General features: G+C 68.7%; 20 protein-coding genes. 8 read left to right on the forward strand and 12 right to left on the reverse strand.

Features of this window, described 5'->3' with window-relative positions; genetic code table 11:
* Positions 1-3: 3 nt before the first annotated feature.
* From ACO073_RS05515 to ACO073_RS05525, 3 genes are all read right to left on the reverse strand, one after another.
* Positions 4-1,242 (reverse strand): tetratricopeptide repeat protein, encoded by a 1,239-nt coding sequence (locus ACO073_RS05515; protein ID WP_421996083.1) that lies wholly within the window; start codon positions 1,240-1,242, stop codon positions 4-6.
* 24 nt (positions 1,243-1,266) lie between these two features.
* Complete coding sequence (locus ACO073_RS05520; protein ID WP_421996085.1) at positions 1,267-2,181, reverse strand: AEC family transporter; 915 nt, start codon at positions 2,179-2,181, stop codon at positions 1,267-1,269.
* Positions 2,182-2,342: 161 nt separating this feature from the next.
* Positions 2,343-2,555 carry a DUF1127 domain-containing protein gene (locus ACO073_RS05525; RefSeq protein ID WP_421996087.1) on the reverse strand — a complete coding sequence of 71 codons (213 nt, stop codon included), beginning with the start codon at positions 2,553-2,555 and terminating at the stop codon, positions 2,343-2,345.
* 119 nt (positions 2,556-2,674) lie between these two features.
* On the opposite strand from ACO073_RS05525, the gene ACO073_RS05530 reads away from it, so the two are divergent.
* The 5 genes from ACO073_RS05530 to ACO073_RS05550 all read left to right on the forward strand — a co-directional run bounded on the left by ACO073_RS05530 (position 2,675) and on the right by ACO073_RS05550 (position 7,881).
* Complete coding sequence (locus tag ACO073_RS05530) at positions 2,675-3,577, forward strand: transcriptional regulator GcvA (protein WP_421996089.1); 903 nt, start codon at positions 2,675-2,677, stop codon at positions 3,575-3,577.
* A gap of 81 nt (positions 3,578-3,658) precedes the next feature.
* The gene (locus ACO073_RS05535; protein ID WP_421996091.1) at positions 3,659-4,717 is read left to right on the forward strand and encodes an LLM class flavin-dependent oxidoreductase; all 1,059 of its coding nucleotides are present in this window, start codon (positions 3,659-3,661) and stop codon (positions 4,715-4,717) included.
* A gap of 13 nt (positions 4,718-4,730) precedes the next feature.
* Positions 4,731-5,168: a MarR family winged helix-turn-helix transcriptional regulator gene (locus ACO073_RS05540; protein ID WP_421996093.1), complete on the forward strand. Its 438-nt coding sequence runs from the start codon at positions 4,731-4,733 to the stop codon at positions 5,166-5,168.
* 52 nt (positions 5,169-5,220) lie between these two features.
* Positions 5,221-5,844 carry an MSMEG_1061 family FMN-dependent PPOX-type flavoprotein gene (locus tag ACO073_RS05545; protein ID WP_421996095.1) on the forward strand — a complete coding sequence of 208 codons (624 nt, stop codon included), beginning with the start codon at positions 5,221-5,223 and terminating at the stop codon, positions 5,842-5,844.
* Positions 5,845-5,919: 75 nt separating this feature from the next.
* Positions 5,920-7,881, forward strand: a complete 1,962-nt coding sequence (locus tag ACO073_RS05550; RefSeq protein ID WP_421996097.1) for an adenylate/guanylate cyclase domain-containing protein — start codon at positions 5,920-5,922, stop codon at positions 7,879-7,881.
* Positions 7,882-7,884: 3 nt separating this feature from the next.
* Here ACO073_RS05550 and ACO073_RS05555 read toward each other — a convergent pair whose 3' ends face one another.
* The 8 genes from ACO073_RS05555 to ACO073_RS05590 all read right to left on the reverse strand — a co-directional run bounded on the left by ACO073_RS05555 (position 7,885) and on the right by ACO073_RS05590 (position 16,314).
* A complete protein-coding gene (locus tag ACO073_RS05555) occupies positions 7,885-8,559 on the reverse strand; it encodes an aspartate/glutamate racemase family protein (RefSeq protein ID WP_421996099.1) in 675 nt (224 codons plus the stop codon).
* A gap of 17 nt (positions 8,560-8,576) precedes the next feature.
* A complete protein-coding gene (locus ACO073_RS05560) occupies positions 8,577-9,377 on the reverse strand; it encodes an NYN domain-containing protein (protein WP_421996101.1) in 801 nt (266 codons plus the stop codon).
* Positions 9,378-9,740: 363 nt separating this feature from the next.
* A complete protein-coding gene (locus ACO073_RS05565; RefSeq protein WP_421996103.1) occupies positions 9,741-10,634 on the reverse strand; it encodes an ABC transporter permease in 894 nt (297 codons plus the stop codon).
* On the reverse strand, positions 10,631-11,671 hold the full coding sequence (locus ACO073_RS05570; protein ID WP_421996105.1) for an ABC transporter substrate-binding protein: 1,041 nt from the start codon (positions 11,669-11,671) through the stop codon (positions 10,631-10,633). Before ACO073_RS05570 ends, ACO073_RS05565 begins: the two co-directional genes overlap by 4 nt.
* A 28-nt stretch (positions 11,672-11,699) precedes the next feature.
* Positions 11,700-12,752, reverse strand: a complete 1,053-nt coding sequence (locus tag ACO073_RS05575; protein ID WP_421996107.1) for an ABC transporter ATP-binding protein — start codon at positions 12,750-12,752, stop codon at positions 11,700-11,702.
* Positions 12,752-13,579 (reverse strand): ABC transporter permease, encoded by an 828-nt coding sequence (locus ACO073_RS05580; protein ID WP_421996109.1) that lies wholly within the window; start codon positions 13,577-13,579, stop codon positions 12,752-12,754. Before ACO073_RS05580 ends, ACO073_RS05575 begins: the two co-directional genes overlap by 1 nt.
* Before the next feature lie 168 nt (positions 13,580-13,747).
* Positions 13,748-14,977, reverse strand: a complete 1,230-nt coding sequence (locus ACO073_RS05585; RefSeq protein ID WP_421996111.1) for an amidohydrolase family protein — start codon at positions 14,975-14,977, stop codon at positions 13,748-13,750.
* 98 nt (positions 14,978-15,075) lie between these two features.
* Positions 15,076-16,314, reverse strand: a complete 1,239-nt coding sequence (locus tag ACO073_RS05590) for an amidohydrolase family protein (RefSeq protein ID WP_421996114.1) — start codon at positions 16,312-16,314, stop codon at positions 15,076-15,078.
* An 81-nt stretch (positions 16,315-16,395) separates the two neighbouring features.
* Between ACO073_RS05590 and ACO073_RS05595 the strand changes: the two genes are divergently transcribed.
* From ACO073_RS05595 to ACO073_RS05605, 3 genes are all read left to right on the forward strand, one after another.
* Entirely contained in the window at positions 16,396-16,917 is a 522-nt protein-coding gene (locus ACO073_RS05595; RefSeq protein ID WP_421996116.1) for a hypothetical protein, read from the forward strand.
* A gap of 118 nt (positions 16,918-17,035) precedes the next feature.
* Positions 17,036-18,037, forward strand: coding sequence for a 4-hydroxyproline epimerase (locus ACO073_RS05600; protein ID WP_421996118.1), 1,002 nt, complete (start codon positions 17,036-17,038; stop codon positions 18,035-18,037).
* Between the two features lie 174 nt (positions 18,038-18,211).
* Positions 18,212-18,670, forward strand: a complete 459-nt coding sequence (locus ACO073_RS05605) for a hypothetical protein (protein ID WP_421996120.1) — start codon at positions 18,212-18,214, stop codon at positions 18,668-18,670.
* Between the two features lie 136 nt (positions 18,671-18,806).
* Here ACO073_RS05605 and ACO073_RS05610 read toward each other — a convergent pair whose 3' ends face one another.
* A complete protein-coding gene (locus tag ACO073_RS05610; RefSeq protein WP_421996122.1) occupies positions 18,807-20,006 on the reverse strand; it encodes a CaiB/BaiF CoA transferase family protein in 1,200 nt (399 codons plus the stop codon).
* Between the last annotated feature and the right edge of the window lie 126 nt (positions 20,007-20,132).

Genomic DNA, 20,132 nt, shown 5'->3' on the forward strand with positions numbered 1-20,132 from the left:
CGGTCAGGCGTCGGCCGCCGGAATTCCTGCTGCCCGCAGCCGCTCGGCGAGCGCCTCGGCATCGTCTTCCGCCACGATCTCGAGGCCGGGATACCAGGGCGATGGGCCGTCGTGCGGTCCCAGCATCCAGTCGGCGGAAGCCGTCCGCAGCAGCAGCGTCGGCACGCCCATCAGCGCGGCGAGATGGGTGGGCGCGGTATCGTCGCCGACCACCAGGCGGCAGTCGGCGATGCGCGCCGGATCGCGCTCGACGGCGAGCCCGGCCGGCGGCTCGCGCCCGGCGAACCAGCCGATGCGATCGCCGGCGCCGGCGGGGCGCCGCGCCGCGGCGGGCGGCGGCAGGCTCTCCAATGTCCAGCCGAGCAGATGGGGCAGGCTGCGCAGCGGCGCGGCGGCCGCGAACCCGTCGAGCGCCGCATCGCGGAGGACGGTCGGCCGGTCGAGCCAGTTGGCGACCGGCGCCGCGCACTGCACGACGGCGTCGACGCCGCGGGCCAGCATCAGCGTGTCGCGGATCGCCGCGTCGCTCTCGATGTCGGCCTGCTCGGGATAGACCAGCAGGAGCCCCTCGAGCGGCTCGCCCTGCCAGCGCGGCAGGTTGGGCGCGTAGCGCTCGGCCGCGATCTCCAGGCGGGCCTCGTGATCGGCCAGGCCGCGCAGCCAGTCGCCCTGGCGCAGCAGCAGCTCGCCGCGCCGCAGGCGCAGGTGCGGGTCGTCAGGACGGCTGGTCAGCGCCATGTCGAGGTCGGCGAGCGCGCCCATCCAGTCGCCGCGCGAGGCCGCGAGCGCGGCGCGGGCCGACAGCGACGGCATCAGGCGATGGTCGATCGACAGCGCCTCGTCGTAGGCCAGCGCCGCCTCGTCGGGCCGGCCCAGCGCCTCGAGCGTGCGGCCGCGATTGTGGGCGATGGCGGCGTCTCCCGGCTTCAGGCGCGCGGCGCGCTCGAGCGCGGCCAGCGCGGCCGCATGCTCGCCCAGCAGGGTGAGGCAGCCGGCGAGGTTCACCTGCGCGGCGGCCTCGCGCGGCAGGAACTTGGCGGCGCGCTCCAGCGGCTCGCGGGCGTCGGCGAAACGGCCGAGCTTCAGCCGCGCCTGGCCCAGCAGGTGCAGCGCCTGGCCCGAATTGGGGCGCGCCTCCGCGATCTGCGCCAGCAGCGGTTCGGCGTTGGCGAAGTCGCCCGCCGCGGCGTGCTGCATGGCGTCGCGGGCGAGGATCTGGATCTGGGAGTCCGAAAGCGGCACGCGCGGCCTCTAGCAGAGGCGGCCTCAGGCCGCCACAACGGCCTGAATCAGCGGCAGGGTGGCGAAGGCCAGGATCGTGTCGGCCATGATGACGAAGGCCAGCGTCTCCTCGTCGAGGCCGAAGCGGCCGGCGATGACGAAGGACAGGAGCTGGCTCGGCATGGCCGCCTCGAGCAGGCTCGCATCGGCGGCGAGGCCCGTGATGCCGAGCGGTCCCAGGACCTGCGCGACCAGCAGCGGCGACAGGCCGAGCTTGATCGCCGCCACCGGCACGGTGAGCGCCATCAGTCGCGTCGGCCGGAACCGGAGCGCCATGCCGAGCGACAGGATCATGATGCCGGTCACCGCCGCGGCCAGCAGGGCGGCCGCTTCCATCAGGACGGCGGGGCAGGGGATGCCGCTGGCTTTCCAGCCGATGGCCACGGCCAGCGCCCAGATCGGCGGCAGCTTCAGCGCCTCCGACGCGGTCCGGGCGAAGGTGATGCGTTCCTGCGTCCCGTAGGCGATGGCGATCATGGCGCCGAGCGTCAGGTTGAGCGACGACTTGGTGACCTCGAACAGCACGGCGACCACCGACACCTCGTCGGCGTGGCCGGGAAAGGTGCCGAGCAGGACCGGCAGGCCGAGATAGGTGACGTTGCCGAAGGCCGCGCCCAGCATCATGGCGCCCTTGGTCGGGCCCGGGATCGGCAGGAAATGGAAGACGAGGAAGCCCGCGGCCAGGCAGCCCAGGACGCCGAACGACGCGGCCAGCGGGATCTCGACGAACAGCCGGTCGACCTTCGAGTCCATCACCGTGTGGAACACCAGCGCCGGCAGGAAGACGTTCAGGACCAGGAGGTTCAGCGTGCGGCGCTTGTCCTCCATGTCGGTGCCGAAGCGGCGCAGCAGGGCGCCCAGCAGCGCGATCAGGGCGAGCGGCAGGAAGACGGCGGTCATCCCGACTGCCGTAGCGCGGGCTCCGGGGTGCGGGCAAAGAAAAAGCCGGCGGTCGACAGGGAGGCTGAGGGGTCGACCGCCGGCCAGTGTCCGGAGAAGGGTATGGCCCGGGCAGGGTAGAAGCGGGCCAGGCTCCGGATCTCGGGATCAGGCGTGCGGTGTCAGGCGCGCCAGAAGGGCTTGTTGGCCTCGAACGCCACCTCGCTCGCGCTCAGCCCGACGTCGCGCAGGACTCGCTGGTCCATCGTGGCGAGCTCCTGGCGTTCGCGGCTGCGCCGGCGCCAGGTGGCGAGGATGCCGTGGAAGGCGGCGAAGGCGCCGGCCGTGCCGGCCAGCGGAGTCTTGGAAGCGTAATGAAGGGAAAGGTCGGCCATGGGGTGTCTCCCCGTTTCGAAGTGAACCATCGATGGTTGCGATTTGAGGCCGGGGGCGCTTCTTTACAAACGACCCTTTGTCCTGTTTTGATAAGAATAGCTAATGTGATGGGACGGTCATGAAGCGAACCTTGCCGCCGCTCAACGGGTTGCGCGCCTTCGAAGCGGCGGCGCGCCATATGAGCTTTACCGATGCCGCCGACGAGCTCAGCGTCACGCAGGCCGCGATCAGCCACCAGGTGCGCGGGCTGGAGCAGCGGCTCGGATTAAAATTGTTCGTGCGCAGGAACCGCTCGCTTCTGCTGTCGGAGGCGGGCCAGGCCTACCTGCCGTCCGTGCGCGCCGCCTTCGACCAGCTGAACGAGGCGACCGAGAAGCTGCTGCAGAAGGATCGCGGCGGCAGCCTCACCGTGACCACGACCTCGTCCTTCGCCGTGAAGTGGCTGGTGCCGCGCCTGGGCGGCTTCCAGCGCAACCATCCGGAGATCGACGTGCGCGTCAGCACCGGCACCGGCCTCGTCGACTTCAGCCGCGAGGATGTCGACATCGGCATCCGCTACGGCCGCGGCCAGTGGCCGTCGCTCACCGCCGAGCGCCTGGTCCGCGAGGACGTCATGCCGGTCTGCGCGCCGGCGCTGGCCAAGGGCCCCAACGGGCTGAAGAAGCCGGCCGACCTCAGGCGCTTCACGCTGCTGCACATCGGCAACTTCCCCGACGACTGGCAGGTCTGGCTGACCGCCGCCGGCATCAAGGGTGTCGATGCCTCGCGCGGCGTGTCGTTCGACTTCGCGCTGGCCGCCTACCAGGCCGCGATGGACGGGCTGGGCGTGGCGCTCGGCCGCCAGCCGCTGGTCGAGCCCGACCTCAAGGCCGGACGCCTCGTCGTACCCTTCGACTTCCGCCGCTCGAGCGAGTTCGCCTACTACCTGGTCTACCCGCCGGAGGCGATCCGGCGGCGCAAGATCAAGGCGTTCCGCGACTGGATCATGACCCTGGCCGAGACCCCGCCCACCACCGTCTGACGGCCCGCCGCGCGTCCGCAACAGATATTTGCGTTTACAAATATCTGGCGTGAGCCGATCCTCCCGGCAAAGGGAGGGACGATGCAGTTCGGATACTTCACGCTGAGCGACAACCGCTATCCCGGCAACAAGCGGACGGCCGAGGATTTCCTGAAGGACATCTATGCCGAGGCGCTGTGGGCCGAGACGGTCGGCCTGAACTCCGCCTGGATCGGCGAGCACCATTTCAACCTGCTGGGCGTCAACGCCTCGCCGCTCGCCATGCTGGCCCAGCTCGCCGGCGCGACGACGAAGCTGCGGCTGGCACCGGCGGTGACGCTCCTGCCGGTGCACCATCCGCTGCACGTCGCGGAGGAATGGGCGACGCTCGACCTGTTGTCGGGCGGCCGCGTCGACTTCGCGGCCGGCCGCGGCTACGACCGCAAGGAGTACGAGCCCTTCCAGGCGCCGTTCGAGGACTCGGCCGAGCTGTTCGCCGAAGGCATGGAGGTCCTGTGGCGCGCCTGGACCGAGCCCGGCAAGTGGTCGCACAAGGGCCGCTTCTACCAGTTCTCCGACGTCGAGGTGCGGCCGCGGCCGGCGCAGACGCCGCTCCGGCCCTACGTCGCCTGCTTCTCGCGGCCGTCGATGGAGCTCGCGGCGCGCAACGACTGGAACGTGATCTACGCGCCGTTCGCGGCGGCGATGGTCTACGGCTCGCTGGCCGACGCCGTGCGGGTCTACCGCGAGACCTGCGAGACCGGCCACAAGCGGCCGATGCGCCGGGCCATGTGCTCGTACTTCGTGCACATCGCCTCGACCCCGGCGGAGGAGCAGTACGGGCGCGAGGCGCTGGTGCGCTACTTCCAGGACGCGCTGGTCGCCGCCTTCCCCTCCTCCTCGGGCGAGAAGGTGCCGCCGACCTACAAGTACTTCGTCGAGATCGTGAACATCCTGCGCGACATGCGGCCCGAGAAGCTCACCGACAAGTCGATCCTGTGCGGCAGCCCGCAGCACATCGTCGACACGCTGAAGCAGGTCGAGGCGGCCGGCATCGCCGAGGTCATCCTGTACTTCAACTACGGGCAGAAGCCGCATGCGCTGGTGAAGGAGCAGATGGAGCGCTTCATGCGCGAGGTCGCGCCGCACTTCGCGGCGTGAGGGAGACGCGGGAATGGGGCCGCTCGATTCCTACCTGCCCTATCTGCTGAACCGGGCCGGCGCCCGGCTGGCCACCGCCTTCGATGCCGAGGTGCGCCGGCTCGGCGCCACGCTGCAGATCTGGCGCGTGCTGGCGGCACTGCGCGAGCACGACGGGCGGCGCATGGGCGATCTCGCGGCGACGACGGCGATCGAGGTCTCGACGCTGACCCGCCTCGTCGACGGCATGGAGAAGCGGGGGCTGGTGCGGCGGCGTCCCGAGCCGGGCGACGCCCGCGCCGTGACCGTCGCCACGACGGCGGCGGGCCGGCGGCTGACCGCCCGCCTGCTGCCGGTCGCCGACCGCTACGAGCGGGTCGCCCTCGACGGCTTCGATCCGGCGGAGGCCGACCGTCTCAGGGCCGCCCTTCGCCGGCTCTACGCCAACATGGATGCGCTGAAGGCCGGTTGAATCGCCCCTCCGGATCGTCGATGGTAGCTGCGAACGACTCGCAAGGATGAGCATGGCCCGCCTGACCTCGACCGACGACCTGCGCCGCATCATCGCCGAGCCCCGGCCGGCCACCCGCAGCAAGATCCTCGATGCCCTGGACGAACAGTCCATCGCCTTCCTGAAGCGCTGCCCCTTCGCCCTGGTCGGCACCACCGCCGCCGACGGCACCGTCGAGGTCTCGCCCAAGGGCGACGAGCCGGGGTTCATCCGGGTCGAGGACCCGCGCACGCTGCTGATCCCCGAGCGCGTCGGCAACAACCTCGCCTTCGGGCTGAACAACATCCTGGCGACCGGCAAGATCGGGCTGATCGCGCTCGTGCCGGCCACGGGCGAGACGCTGCGGGTGTCCGGCACGGCCGAGATCTTCGACGATCCCGATCTCGTGGCCTCGCTGGGTTCGCTCGGCAAGCCCGCGCTGCTGGCCACCCGGGTCCATATCCAGCACTGCTACTTCCACTGCGCCCGGTCGATCGTTCGGGCCAGGCTGTGGGATCCCCAATCGTGGCCGGCGCCAGGCCGCGTATCGTTCGGCAAGATCATCGCGCCACGCATCGGGGCCGGCGCCGACGTGGCGGCCCAGATCGACGCCGGCGTCGAAGGGGCCTATACGACACGCTTGTGGACCAACAGCTAGTCGCGAATGCCCGAGGACGTGCTGCGCGTCGTCTCGCTCCGGCGAGGGGTTGCGTGACGGGGCCGGAGGCGTGATTTGGGCATAAGGCGCAAGGTCGGCCTGTTCCTGTTCGTCGTCATGGCGACGGTGAGCCTGGCGGCGATGGTCGTGGCCTCGCTCGCCATGTACCGGCTGGTGTCGGAAAAGCAGGCCAACGAGATCGAGCGCCTGGAGGCCAGCCTTTCCGAGCGCTTCGCGGTGTTCGAGACGATGCTCCGCTCCCAGCACCAGCGCATCGTGGCGCACATGGAGACGGTGCTGCCGCAGATCGCCGCCGAGCTGGACCGACTGGGCCAGGCGCCCCAGGACCTGTCGGTCGCCGAGCTCGATGCGCTCACCCGCAAGTTCGGCGTCCAGCACATCTACTTCATCGACCGCGCGCACAAGGTGTTCCAGACCAACCTGCCGGGCGACATGAACCTCGTCTTTCCCGAGAGCCCCTTCACCCGGTTTCTCGACTCGGTCTACGACGCCGGCAAGGTGATGAACGACGGCATCGACCTGTCGAGCCTCACCGGCACGCTGCGGACCTACAGCTACTTCGGCCCGAAGGGGAAGGACTACATCATCGAGACCTCGACCGACGTCCGGGAAAGTCTCGCCCAGGGCAATTTCGGCTGGATGAGCACCTTCTTCTTCCGCGACCTGTTCTCGGACGCGGTGCGCTCGAACCCCTACGTGAAGGAGGTCGACCTCTTTCTGGTGACCCCGGCGGGGACCTGGTCGCTGCTCCATGTCGGCAAGAAGCTCGATCCGGCGCTCAGCGAGCGCGTGACGAAGACGCGGCGCGAGACCCTCTCCAGCGACGGCGGCCATCTCCTCACGGTCTACAGCGGCGAGGAGACCAAGTCGGCCACCGACCCCGGCTATCCGGTCACCTCCAAGTTCGTCATCCGTCAGATCACCTACGATGTCGGCCTGGCGCGCCAGGCGGTGGTGCAGGTCTTCCTGAGCTCGCTGCTGGTGCTGGCCCTGATGCTGCCGGTCGTCTTCTGGATCGCCTCCCGACTGCTGCAGCACCAGCTCCTCGACCCGCTGTTCAACCTGCGGAAAGAGGCCGGCGCCATTGCCCAGGGCGACCTCGACCAGGCGATCGCCAACACCGATCGCACGGACGAGATCGGCCAGCTCGCCAACAGCTTCGCCACCATGAGAGATGCTGTGCGAAGCACGATCACCAACCTGCGCCAGACCAACCTGTCGATCGAGCGCTTCGTGCCGCATGCCTTCCTGGCCACGGTCGGCAAGCCCTCCATCGTCGACGTCCAGCTCGGCGACAACAAGCGGAAGAACATGACCGTGCTGTTCTCCGACATCCGCAACTTCACGACCCTGTCGGAGGGCATGACGCCCGACGAGAACTTCGCCTTCATCAACGCCTATCTCGAGCGCATGGGGCCGGTGATCCGCGATCACAATGGCTTCATCGACAAGTACATCGGCGACGCCATCATGGCGCTGTTCGAATCGGCCGACGACGCGCTGGCCGCCGGCCTCGACATGCTGGCCACGCTCGACGCCTTCAACGCCGAGCGCGTGGCGGCGGGGCAGGCGCCGCTGGGCATCGGCATCGGCCTCAACACCGGCAGCCTGATGATGGGCACGATCGGCGAGAAGCACCGCATGGACGGCACGGTGATCTCCGATGCCGTCAATCTCGCCTCGCGCGTCGAAGGGCTGACCAAGACCTACGGGGTCGGGCTGCTGGTCACGCAGGACACGGTCGACCAGCTCTCCGATCCCCAGGCCTGGGACCTCCGGCCGATCGACGTCGTCGTGGTCAAGGGCAAGACCCGGCCGGTGACCGTCTACGAGGTCTTCCAGCACGATCCGGCAGGCCTGCGCGAGGTCAAGAAGCGGACGCGCGGAATGCTCGAGGCCGGCGTCGAGGCCCTTTCCCGCAACGACATTCCCGCCGCGCGACGCCTGTTCGAGCAGTGCCAGGGGGCCGCGCCCGGCGACGTCGCGACCACCAACCTGATGCAGAAGTGCGCCTGAGCGTCAGGCGGCCCGGGACGCTTCGAAGATCGCCTCGACGTGCAGGGCCGCGCAGTCGATGACGGGGAAGCCGGCCTCCCGGCCGTCGAAGGCAATGAAGAGATCGGTGCCGCCCAGCAGCACCGCCTCCGCGCCCCGCTCGCGGCAGAGCCGGCGGCCGGCCTCGAAGAAGATGCGGCGCTGGTCGTCGTCGACATGGCCGACCACGGCCATGTCGACATAGGCCTGGTGGACGCGGTCGCGTTCCGCGCCCTCGGGCGCCACCACCCGCGTCGCGGTGATCGCGCCGTAGAGGCCGCTTTCCATGACATTGCGCGTGCCGATGATGCCGACGGTCCCGAGCCCGCGCCGGGCCAGTGCGGCGTCCACCGCCGGCAGGGCGCTGAGCAGCGGCAGCGGCGAGATCGCCGCCAGCTCGCGGATGCAGAAGTGGCCGCCCATCGAGGTGACGGCGGCGGCGGCCGCGCCGGCCGCCTTCAGGCGGCCCACGAGGCCGGCGAAGATTGCCGCCTGCCGCGACGGATCGCCCGCCGCCAGGTTGCGGGTCATCTCGCGGGCGTCGGCGTAGGCGATGGTCAGGTCGAGCGGGATGCCGGCCGCCGCATGCCGCTCGATCAGGCCGCGATGGTAGAAGTCGGTGGCGGCCGGGCCGATGCCGCCGATCAGGCCGATATGCATGGTCTCACCGGAGGCGGTCAGCGCGACGGATCGGCGGGCCGCGCGCGACGGCCGGATGCGGGGCGCGGCGAGGGCGGCGCCGGCGTTCGCGGCGCCGGGCGGGCGCGGATGCGCACCGAGCGGCCGCCCTCGGCCTGGTCGATCTCGAAGGCGCCGGTCTGCCGCACCAGGTCCGAGAGCTTGCGGCAGCCGTAGGTCCGCGGGTCGAAGTCGGAGGCGATGTTGGCGAGCTGCTGGCCGACGACGCCGAGCGGCACCCAGCCGTCCTCCGAATCCATCTGCGACACGGCCCGCGTGAGCAGCGGCACGGCGGCGCTGGCCGGCTCGCGCCCCCGGGGCGCCCGCGCCTGGCCCGGCGCCGCGGGTTCGGTGTCGGGCAGCAGGTTCTCGGTGTAGATGAAGCGCCGGCAGGCCTGGCGGAAGCTCTCGGGCGTCTTCTGGGCGCCGAACCCGTAGACGTCGGCGCCCTCCTCGCGCAGGCGCGAGGCCAGCCGCGTGAAGTCGCTGTCGGAGGAGACGAGGCAGAACCCGTCGAAGCGCCCGGAATGCAGCAGGTCCATGGCGTCGATCACCAGGGCGATGTCGGACGCGTTCTTGCCGGTCGTGTAGGCGAACTGCTGGTAGGGGTCGATCGCGTAGCGCTGCAGGATGTCGGCCCACGATCTCATCCGCGGGCTGGAGAAGTCGCCATAGATGCGCCGGACGCTCGCCTCGCCGAACTTGGCGATCTCCTCGAACAGCCCGGCGGCGATGCGCGGCGAGGTATTGTCCGCGTCGATCAGGACCGCGAAGCGCCGCGGGCGCATGTCGTCTGCCATGGTCGATCCTAGAGCAGGACGGGTTCGGCTGGAATAGCCCGCCCGGTCCCCCTCCAGGGCGCGATGAGTTGAGAGCCATTGTTATCTTGCTGGGGGCGCGCCACTTCAGTGGCGCTCTCGTCCTCCCTGCGCACCAGCGCGGGGAGGTGGCCCGAAGGGCCGGAGGGGTCATGGGGTCCAGCCGCGACGCTCCTGACCCCTCCGGCCCTTCGGGCCACCTCCCCAAGCTCTGCTTGGGGAGGAAGAAACGTCACGGAACGGCACGCCCCAGCGAGATCAATCTCAAGTCACCGCGCGCACGGATGTCGCCGGTTGCGGGAGAGCATGATGAGATTGGCTGGTTCCAGCCAATCTCATCATGCTTTAGCGCGCGTTGCGGCGGCGGATGATCACGTTGGCGGCGATGGTCAGCGCCAGGGTGACGGCCATCAGGATGAAGGCGATGGCGCCGCCGAACGGCCAGTTGGTCTGCTGGGTGAACTGGTTGTAGATCAGCGGCGCCATCATCTTGAACAGCGGGCCGCCCAGCAGGAAGGGCGTGGCATAGGCGTTCATCGCCAGGATGAAGGTCAGGATGGTGCCGGCCAGGATGCCGGGCAGCGCCAGCGGCCAGAGCACGCGCCGGAACATGGTCGCGGGCGGCGCGCCCAAGCTGAAGGCGGCCTCCTCGACCGAGCGGTCGATGCCCTCGATCACGCTCTGCAGGCTGAGCACCATGAACGGCAGGTTGACGGCGATGATGCCGATGATGACCGCCTTCTCGGTGAACATGATCTCGATGGGGACACTGATCACGCCGAGCCCCATGAGGCTCGCGTTGACGAAGCCCTTGCTGCCGAACACGACCATCCAGCCGGCCGCGCGCACCGAGTTGCCGACGAACAGCGGCAGGACGATCGAGATGATCAGCAGGTTCTTGAAGCGGCTCTGCGTGCGCGCCACGACGTAGGCGAGCGGGAAGCCCAGCACCAGGCAGGCCGCCGTCACCAGGACGGCGATGCGGACCGTCGTCCAGAGGATGGCGGTGTAGTAGGGGTCGGTGAAGAACTTGACGTAGTTGGCGAGCGTGACCGCCTCGACCATCATCTTCCGGGTCGGCTCGAACTCGTTCAGGCTGTAGCGCAGCAGGAAGGCAAGCGGCGCCAGGAGCGCGATGGCGATGAACACCGTCGCCGGCGTCAGCAGCGACGCGGCGGTCAGGCTCTCGCCCCGCCGCCTTTCGGCGACGGGGCCCCGGGCGATCGCGGCGTCGGTCATCCCTTGAACGACTTGTTCCACCAGTCCTGGAAGGCGACGTCGTTCTTGGCCATGTAGGCGTAGTCGAGGTCGACCAGGCGCTTCTGTTCCTCGGGCGTGAAGCCGATGCGCTTCTGCACGTCCGCGGGCACCTTGGCGTTGGTGACGGTCGGGTTGTAGCCCATGTCGACGGCGAAGGCCTCCTGAGCGGACGGCGCCATCATGGCGTTCAGCCAGGCATAGGCGCCTTCCTTGTTGGGGGCGTTCTTCGGCATCACGAAGCCGGAGACGTACATCGGCACGCCTTCCTTGGGCGCCACCGTCTCCACCTTGATGCCGGCGTTCTGCCACTGCACGGCGCGGGCCTTCCACATGATGCCGCAGGCGATCTCGCCGGTCTTGAGCGCCTGGGCGAAGGCCTCGTTGGACGGATAGATGCGCGCGCCGGCCTTGCGGCAGGCGATCAGCCGCTCCTTGCCGGGCTCGAAGTTGCTGACCGACCCGCCCGAGGCGAGCGCCGCCGCCACCATGTTGTACTGGCGCTGGATGTCGATGATGCCAAGCTTGTTGCCGTGCTTGGGATCGAGCGTGTCGGCGAACCCGCTGGGCGCCGGCATCATGTCGGGATTGTAGAGCACGACCTTGCCCGAATAGATGTGGCCGATCCCGTAGGGATACTTCATCGCCGGGATCAGGTTCTTGGCATTGGGCATCTTCGAATAGTCGAGCTGCTCGGCCAGTCCCTGCTGGTCGACGCTGAACATGTCGTTGGCCGACAGGCCCTGCACGTCGGCCGTGCCGCGGCGCAGCGCGCGCTCGGCCATCATCTTGGCCTTGCGCGGATCGGCGTTCTCCTCGGCATGCACGCATTCCCACTTCTCGGGAACGAGGAGCGGCGTGTCGATGTTCTTGGTCAGCAGGCGGGAATAGTCGCCGCCCCAGGTGCCGACGATGATGCGCTTGTTGTCCTGGGCAACCGCCGGAAAGGCGGCGCCTGCCGCCAGGGCGGCCGCACCGCCCAGCGCGGTGCGACGGTTGATCGTGAGCTTCGTTGACATGATTGCCTCCTCGAGACTTTGCCTTCCCCTATTCGCCGAATACCCGGCCAGCCGACGCCGGCCAGCCGACATGCACCTTCTGCCCCACATCCGGTGCGTAGCCGCCCTCGCGGTTGGCGGTCTGCACCACCACGCGGTCGGCCGGTGACAGGCGCACGTGAATGTCGATCAGTGCGCCGAGATAGGACACGAATTCCACCGTACCCGGCAGGTCGTTGTCGAGTCCGGGGGCCGGGCCGGGCCGGACCACCATCTGCTCGGGCCGGAGCGCCAGCACGGCGCGTCCCGGCGCGCCGCCGGTGCAGGCCAGCGCGAGGCCGCCCCCGGTCCGGAAGCGCCCGGGAGCCTCCAGCGTGCCCTCGAGAAAGGTGCTGCGGCCGACGAAGCCCGCGACGAAGCGGTCGGCCGGCTGCTCGTAGAGGTCGCGCTGGCTGCCGACCTGGCGCACCGCGCCCTCGCTCATGACCACCAGCCGGTCGGCCATGGTCAGGGCCTCTTCCTGGTCGTGGGTCACCATGACGGTGGTCAGGCCCATCTTGCGCTGCAGCTCGCGGATCTCGACCCGGACCTCCTGGCGCAGCTTGGCGTCGAGGTTGCTGAGGGGCTCGTCGAGCAGCAGTACGTCGGGATGGATGGCGAGCGCGCGGGCCAGCGCCACGCGCTGCTGCTGCCCGCCCGAGAGCTGGCGCGGCAGCCGGTCGCCCAGCCCCGTGAGGCGGACCAGGGCCAGGGTCTCCTCGACGCGCTGCGCGATCTCGGCCTTGGCGACCTTGCGCATCTCCAGGCCGAAGGCGACGTTCTCGGCCACCGTGAGGTGCGGGAACAGGGCGTAGTTCTGGAACACCATGCCGGCGTTGCGCTTCCACGGCGGCAGCAGCGTGACGTCGGCGCCGCCCAGCCTGACATGGCCGGCGGTCGGCTCGATGAAGCCGGCGACCATGCGCAGGGTGGTCGTCTTGCCGCAGCCCGACGGTCCCAGCAGCACCAGGAACTCGCCGTCCCGGATGTTCAGCGTGACGTCGCGGACGGCGTGGAAGTCCCCGTACCGCTTGGCCAGCCCGATGATGTCGAGTTGAGCCATCAGACGACCCGGGTCAGCTTGACGTATCGATCGGTGATGAGCATGGCGATGCCGATCAGCAAGATCTGCACCACCGACACCGCCGCGATCGTCGGATCGATCTTCCACTCGAGATACTGCAGCACGACGATCGGCAGGGTGGTCCGGCCCGGCCCGACCAGGAACAGGCTCATCTCGAGGTTGCCGAACGAGGTCACGAAGCCGAACAGGGCGCCGGCGACGATGCCCGGGCGGATGGCCGGCAGGGTGATGCGTCGGAAGGTGACGAAAGCATTGGCTCCAAGATTCTGCGCGGCCTCCTCGATGCTGCGGTCGACGCCGGCCAGGCTGGCCGTGACCAGGCGGACCACCCAGGGGATGACGATCACGGTGTGGCCGGCCACCAGGGCATAAAAGGTACCGAGCACGTCCATGTCGAGCCCATTCTCGGCCTCGACCTGGAAGACGTACATCGCCGTGCCCAGCACGACTCCGGGCACGATCAGCGGCATCAGCAGGAGCTGCGACAGCGGCACGCGGAAGGGGAATCGGTGGCGCACCACGGCCAGCGCCGCCGGCACGCCCAGCGCGAGGCCGAAGAAGGTCGCCAGCACGCCCACCTCGAAGCTCATGCGGAAGCCCTCGACGAACTTCGGCTGGTCGAGGATGGCGGCGAACCAGCGCAGGCTGTAGCCCTCGGGCGGAAAGGAGGGAATCTCCTGCCGGAAGAAGGCGAGCCAGGTGACGAAGGTGAGCGGCGTCAGGATATAGGCCAGCGCCACCGCGGCGGCGCCGTTCAGCGCCCAGCGGCGGGCGCGGCGCTGGATGAGGGCGACGGTGTCAGCCATCGGAAAGATTCGTCCTCATCGCCTTCATGTTCCTCATGCTCCTCTCCCCCGCTAGGGGGAGAGGGTGGGAGAGGGGGCTACGCACGTCGATTCCCCCTCTCCTCGCCTCTCCCCCTAGCGGGGGAGAGGAATTTGAGAAGGGTCGATGGAGTCGAGGAGACGTCGTGCTCATAGCGCGTTCTTGTGGAACTTGCCGGCCTTCATGATGACCGGGAGGTTGGGGCCGCCGTCCTGGAACAGGCCGAGGTCCTTCAGGGGATCGCCGTCGACCACCAGCAGGTCGGCGAAGGCGCCGGGCGCGATGACGCCGAGCTTGCCTTCCTGGCGCACGACCTCGGCGCCGATCAGGGTCGCCGAGCGGATGACGTCGATCGCCGGCATGACCTCGCCGCGGATGCGGAACTCGCCGGTCTGCTCGTCCTCCAGCGCGCCCAGCAGGTCGGAGCCGTAGGCCATCTTCACGCCGGCCTTGCGGCAATGCTCGAGCTCGGCGAAGCCGTATTTCAGCACCTCGTCGTTCTTCTCGAGCATCTCGTTGGGCATGCCGAGCTCCTTGGCGCGGCGCTTCATGGCGTCGTAGGTGACGAGGTTGGGGATCATGTAGACGCCCTTCTTCGCCATCAGCCGGGCGGTCGGCGCATCGACCAGGTTGCCGTGCTCGATGGTGCGCACGCCGCACTTCACGGCGCGGGTGATGGCCTCGGGCGTGTAGGCATGGGTCAGCACGTAGCGGCCGAAGGCATGCGCCTCCTCGACCGCCGCGGTGATCTCCTCCTCGGTGAACTGCAGCGATTCCAGGGGGTCGTAGGGCGAGGCGACGCCGCCCGAGACCATCAGCTTCACCTGGTCGGCGCCCTGGCGCATCTGCTCGCGCGCCGCCTTGCGCACCTCGTCGGGCCCGTCGGCGATGCAGCGGATGAATACCATGCCGTTGCAGCACAGGCAGGGCGGGCCGATGTCGGTGCGCCGGTTGCGGTCGTTGTGGCCGCCGGTCGGGCCGATCGAGCGGCAGGAAATGAACAGGCGCGGGCCGGGGATCAGGCCCGATTCGACCGCGGTCTTGGTGCCCCAGTCGGCCCCGCCGGCATCGCGCACCGTGGTGAAGCCGCGGTCGAGCATGCGCTTCAGGCGGCCGGCCGAGCGCGCCATCATCAGCGTCAGCGGCACCGCCTCCATGCGGTTGATGTAGACCTCGCTGTGATGCGTATGGACGTGGCAGTCGATCAGGCCGGGCATCAGCGTGCGCTTGCCGCAGTCGACGACGCGGGCCTTCGAGGCCTTGATCGGCTTCGACGACACCTCCTTGATGGTGTCGCCCTCGACCAGCACCTCGTAGCCGGGACGTGCCTCCTTCCAGCGCGGGTCGAGGAGGCTGAGATTCTTGAACAGAAACGACATTCAAAACTCTCCGAACGCTGTCATCCCGAGCGCAGCGAGGGACCTTTCCTGATCCGCAAAGGTCCCTCGGCCTTCCGGCCTCGGGATGACATCAAGGCTCATTTCAGCGTGTTCTTGTGGAACTGGCCGCCCTTCATGATGACCGGCAGGTGGGCGCCCTGGTCGAGGAACAGCTCCAGCTTCTTCAGCGGGTCGCCGTCGACCAGGATCAGGTCGGCGAAGGCGCCGGGCGCCACGGTGCCGAGCTTGCCCTCCATGCGCAGGATCTCGGCGCCGATCGTGGTCGCCTGCCGGATGATCTCGATCGGCTTCAGCACCTCGGCGCGGAACATGAACTCGCGGCTCTGCTCGACCTGGAGCTGGCCCAGGAGATCGCTTCCGTATCCGACCTTCACCCCGGCGGCCTTGCAAATTTCGAGCGAGCGCAGCGCGCCTTCGAGCACGACCTCGTTCTTCTCGAGCTGGTCGGGCGTCATGCCGAACTGGGCGGCCCGTTCCTTCATGATGAAATAGGTCACGAGATTGGCCACCATGTAGCCGCCCTTGGACTTCACCAGCCGGGCGGCCTTGGCGTCGATCAGGTTGCCGTGCTCGATGGTGCGCACGCCGTTGTTCATGGCCCGGGTGATGGCCTCGGGCGAATAGGCATGGGCCAGCACGTAGCGGCCGAAGGCCTTGGCCTCGTCGGTCGCGGCGGCGATCTCGGCCTCGGAGAACTGCAGGGAATCCAGCGGGTCGTAGGGCGAGGCGACGCCGCCCGAGCACATGATCTTCACCTGGTCGGCGCCCTGGCGCATCTGCTCGCGCACCGCCTTGCGCACCTCGTCGGCGCCGTCGGCGATGGCCAGGCTGTAGACCATGGCGTTGCAGCAGCCGCAGGAGGCCGCGGCATAGTCGGTGCGGCGGCGGGAATCGCTGTGGCCGCCGGTCGGGCCGATGGCGCGGCCGGCGATGAACAGGCGGGGGCCCGGGATCAGGCCGGACTCGACGGCAGTCTTGATGCCCCAGTCGGCGCCGCCGGTGTCGCGGACGGTGGTGAAGCCGCGGTCGATCATGCCCTTCATCAGGTCGGCCGACTTCGCCGTCAGCAGGGTGAGCGGCATCGCCTCGAGCAGGCGGAAGTTCACCTCGACCAGGAAGACATGGACATGGCAGTCGATCAGACCCGGCATCAGGGTCCGCTTGCCGCAGTCGACGACTCGGGCATTGCCCGCCTTGATCGGCTTGGACGACACCTCCCTGATGGTGTCGCCCTCGACCAGAACCTCGTAGCCGCCGCGCGCCTCGTTCCAGCGCGGGTCGAGAAGGTTCAGGTTACGGAACAGTATCTGCGGCATCAACGCTCCCCCAACTTGCGCCGGCACCCTACGATGACGGCCGGTTTGGCGCTACACTTCGCGCGGTTGGAGGGGGTTCGAGTGCGGCGTGTCGTCGTCATCGGCACCACGGGGGCGGGCAAGAGCCGGCTGGCCGAGAGGCTCGCCGAGCAGACGGGCCTGCGCGTCATCGAGCTCGACGCGCTCTACTGGGGCCGCGGCTGGCAGCCCGTCCCATTGGATCTCTTCCGCTACCGGGTGGAGTGCGAGACCCGCGACGAGGGCTGGATCGTGGTCGGCAACTACGGCCAGGTCCGCGACCTGGTCTGGTCGAACGCCGACACGCTGATCTGGCTCGACCTGCCGCTGTCGCTCGTCATGTGGCGCCTGATGCGCCGGACGATGCGGCGCGCCGCCACGGGCGAGGAGCTGTGGGGGACCGGCAACCGCGAGAGTTTCCGCACCGCCTTCATGAGCCGCCAGTCGATCCTCCTCTGGGCGCTCAAGACCCATCGCCGCAATCGCGAGAGATACGCCGTCGAATGCCGCTCGCTCGCCGGCCAGAAGCGCGTCGTTCGCCTGCAGAACAAGCGCCAGGTCGAGCGCTTCGTGACCATGCACTGAGGGCACATGCCTGATACGACTCCCGCTGTCATCCCGAGCGCAGCGAGGGACCCTTCCTGGTCCCGAAAGGCCCCTCGCTTCGCTCGGGGTGACAGACGGGCGCGACCATAGGCATCTCATGTCGCTGCACACCTTTTCCTGCCTCGACGGCCATACCTGCGGCAATCCGGTGCGGCTGGTGTCGGGCGGCGGGCCGCTGCTCAAGGGCGGCACGATGAGCGAGCGCCGGCTCGACTTCCTCGCCAACCACGACTGGATCCGCAAGGCGCTGATGTTCGAGCCGCGCGGCCACGACGTGATGTCGGGCTCGATCCTCTACCCGCCGACCCGCGACGACTGCGACATCGGCATTCTGTTCATCGAGGTGAGCGGCTGCCTGCCGATGTGCGGCCACGGGACGATCGGCACCGTCACCATGGCGGTCGAGAACGGACTGGTCGCGCCGGCGACGCCGGGCACGCTCAACATCGACGCGCCGGCCGGCCGCGTCGTTGCGCGCTACGAGCAGAAAGACCGCTTCGTCGAGAGCGTGCGCATCACCAACGTTGCCTCCTACCTGGCGGCCAGCGACGTCGCGATCGAGGTGCCGGGCCTCGGCGAGCTGGTGTTCGACATCGCCTATGGCGGCAATTTCTACGCGATCTGCGAGCCGCAGAAGAACTTCGGCGGCCTGGAGACGCTGTCGGCCGGCGACGTGCTGCGCCTGTCGCCGATCGTCCGCCGGCTGGTGAACGAGAAGATCAGCCCGGTCCATCCCGACAACCCCACCATCCGGGGGGTCAGCCACGTGATGTGGACCGGAAAGCCGCGCGATCCCCGCGCCCACGCCCGCAATGCCGTGTTCTACGGCGACAAGGCGATCGACCGGTCGCCGTGCGGCACCGGCACCTCGGCGCGCATGGCCCAGCTCGCGGCCCGCGGAAAGCTCGCGGTCGGCGACGCGTTCGTCCACGAGAGCATCATCGGCTCGCTGTTCGATGGGCGGGTCGAGGGCGCCGCCCGCGTCGGCAACCACGACGCCATCGTGCCCTCGATCGCCGGCTGGGCGCGCCAGCACGGCATCAACACGATCTTCGTCGACGATCGCGATCCATTCGCGCACGGGTTTCAGGTGAGCTGAGGACCGAGCGACTCGGCTCCACGCAGCGGATCAATTGCCGCGGGTTGTCGCCGTTTCGGTCCCACGACGACAGGTTGGCTGTATTCACCTTGCCGAGGCAACTGCGAGTTGCCTTTTCTCTCTCTGTGAAGCAACATTGCCTTGCTTGGGGGAGAAATCATGCAAACATTGAGGATGATCATCGCGATCGGAGTGATCGCGCTGTTGACGGGCTGTGCAACGATCGTGAGGGGAACTGAACAGGAGGTCGCGGTGAACACGGCCCCGGTCGGCGCCACTGTTCAGTTTTCTAACGGCCAGACCTGCACATCGCCCTGCAAGATCAAGTCGGCTCGCAATCAGTCGCTCATGATCAATATCTCGAAGCCCGGTTGCCACACGCAAACGGCGACGATGATGCCTACATTGGCGGGTGGCGGCGTGCTGCTCGGAGGTCTCATCGACTACGGTACGGGTGCCGTTTACGACCTTCAGCCGAACCCGCTGACTGTCACTCTGGCTTGCAATGGAGATCCGTCGGGAATTTACGTCGCGCCCGCTGGAGGCACGATTAACTGTGTCTCCGCAGACGGTGCCCGGATCATCCAGGTCGTCGGCGGCGAATGCCCGGCACCTTTCAAGCCAATGGGATGATTGGCGCGGCTCGAGACAAGTCAGGGCCGCGTCGGCGCTTCCGACCTACTGGAGACTCGGCAGGTCGGGCAATGCACACTTTCGGCGTTGACCGTTCGGTCGATCGCGACCGGATGCCCGATGCTCTGGCGGCCGGTCAGTCCGCCGCGCGCGCCACCGGAGCCGGGGCGCGGACGCCGCCGCGCGACAGCATGGCCTCGATCTCGGCGGCGCCGTAGCCCAGCTCCTCGAGGATGTCGCGGCCGTTCTCGCCGATGTGCGGCGCGTGCTGCTGGGCGTCGTGCTGGCCGGCCGGCGGCAGGCCGGGGATGTTGGCGACCGGCATGCGGCCGAACCCGTCCTGCTCGATCCAGTCGACGGCGCCCGATTCCTTCACGTGCGGGTGCTCGAGATAGTCGCTGTAGTTGTTGACGCGCTCGCAGAACACTTCCTTGGGCTGGAGCAGCGCGATCCATTCCTCGGTGGTCTTGCTCGGCATGGTTTCCTGCAGCGCCTTGACGATGCGCGGGGCGTTGCGGATGCGCGCCTCGTGGCCCTGCAGCTCGGGATCGTCGGCGATGTCCTTGCGGCCGATCAGCTCGAACAGGGCCTTGAAATGGTGCGGGCGCATGGCGCTCACCATGATGTAGCCGTTGCTGGTCTTGTAGCTGCCGGCCGGCATGTACAGCGGCGGCGGCGTGCCGTTGGAGAACACCCACTCCATCAGCTTGGCGCCCTGGAAGGCGGCGGCGGCGCGCATCAGGCTGGAATCGATGTAGCAGCCCTCGCCGTAGCGCAGCTGGCGCATGATGGCTGGCGCCAGCGCCTGGAAGGTGTAGAGGCCGGTCGTGACGTCGACGGCGATCATGCCCTGCCGCCACGGCGTGCCGTCGGGCAGCTTGTTCATCACCATCATGCCGGAGAAGGCCTGGATCAGCCCGTCGACGGTGGGCCGCTTGCTGAAGGGGCCCGTCTGGCCGAAGCCGGAGACCGAGCAGTAGACGACCTTGGGATTGACCTTCTTCGCGTCCTCGTAGCCGAAGCCCAGGCGCGAGATGACGCCGGGCCGGAAGCTCTCGATCACGACGTCGGCCTTTGCCATCAGCTTGCCGACCACGGCCTTGCCATCGGCCGACTTGAGGTCGAGCGCGATCGAGCGCTTGCCGCGGTTGAAGGCGACGGAATGGGCGCAGTGGTCACCCTTGAGCTCGCCCAGCGCGCGGCCCCAGTCGCCTTCCGCCGGCTCGATCTTGATCACGTCGGCGCCGTGCAGCGCCAGCAGCATGGTCGCGTGCGGTCCCGCCACGCCCTGCGTGAAGTCGAGAACGGTGAGCCCGTCGTAAGCGCCCTTGATCATTTCCGGCTGGTCCTCCCGCGCTGAACGTACGTTCACCGCCCGCACGGGCGCAAGGTCGGCGGTGCAGGGAAGCCATGCGCATGAAGAAAAGTCACGGAAACGGCGAACCTTCCTCGCTTGAGCGCG

The sequence above is a fragment of the Reyranella sp. genome (assembly GCF_965229815.1).
Lineage (GTDB): Bacteria > Pseudomonadota > Alphaproteobacteria > Reyranellales > Reyranellaceae > Reyranella.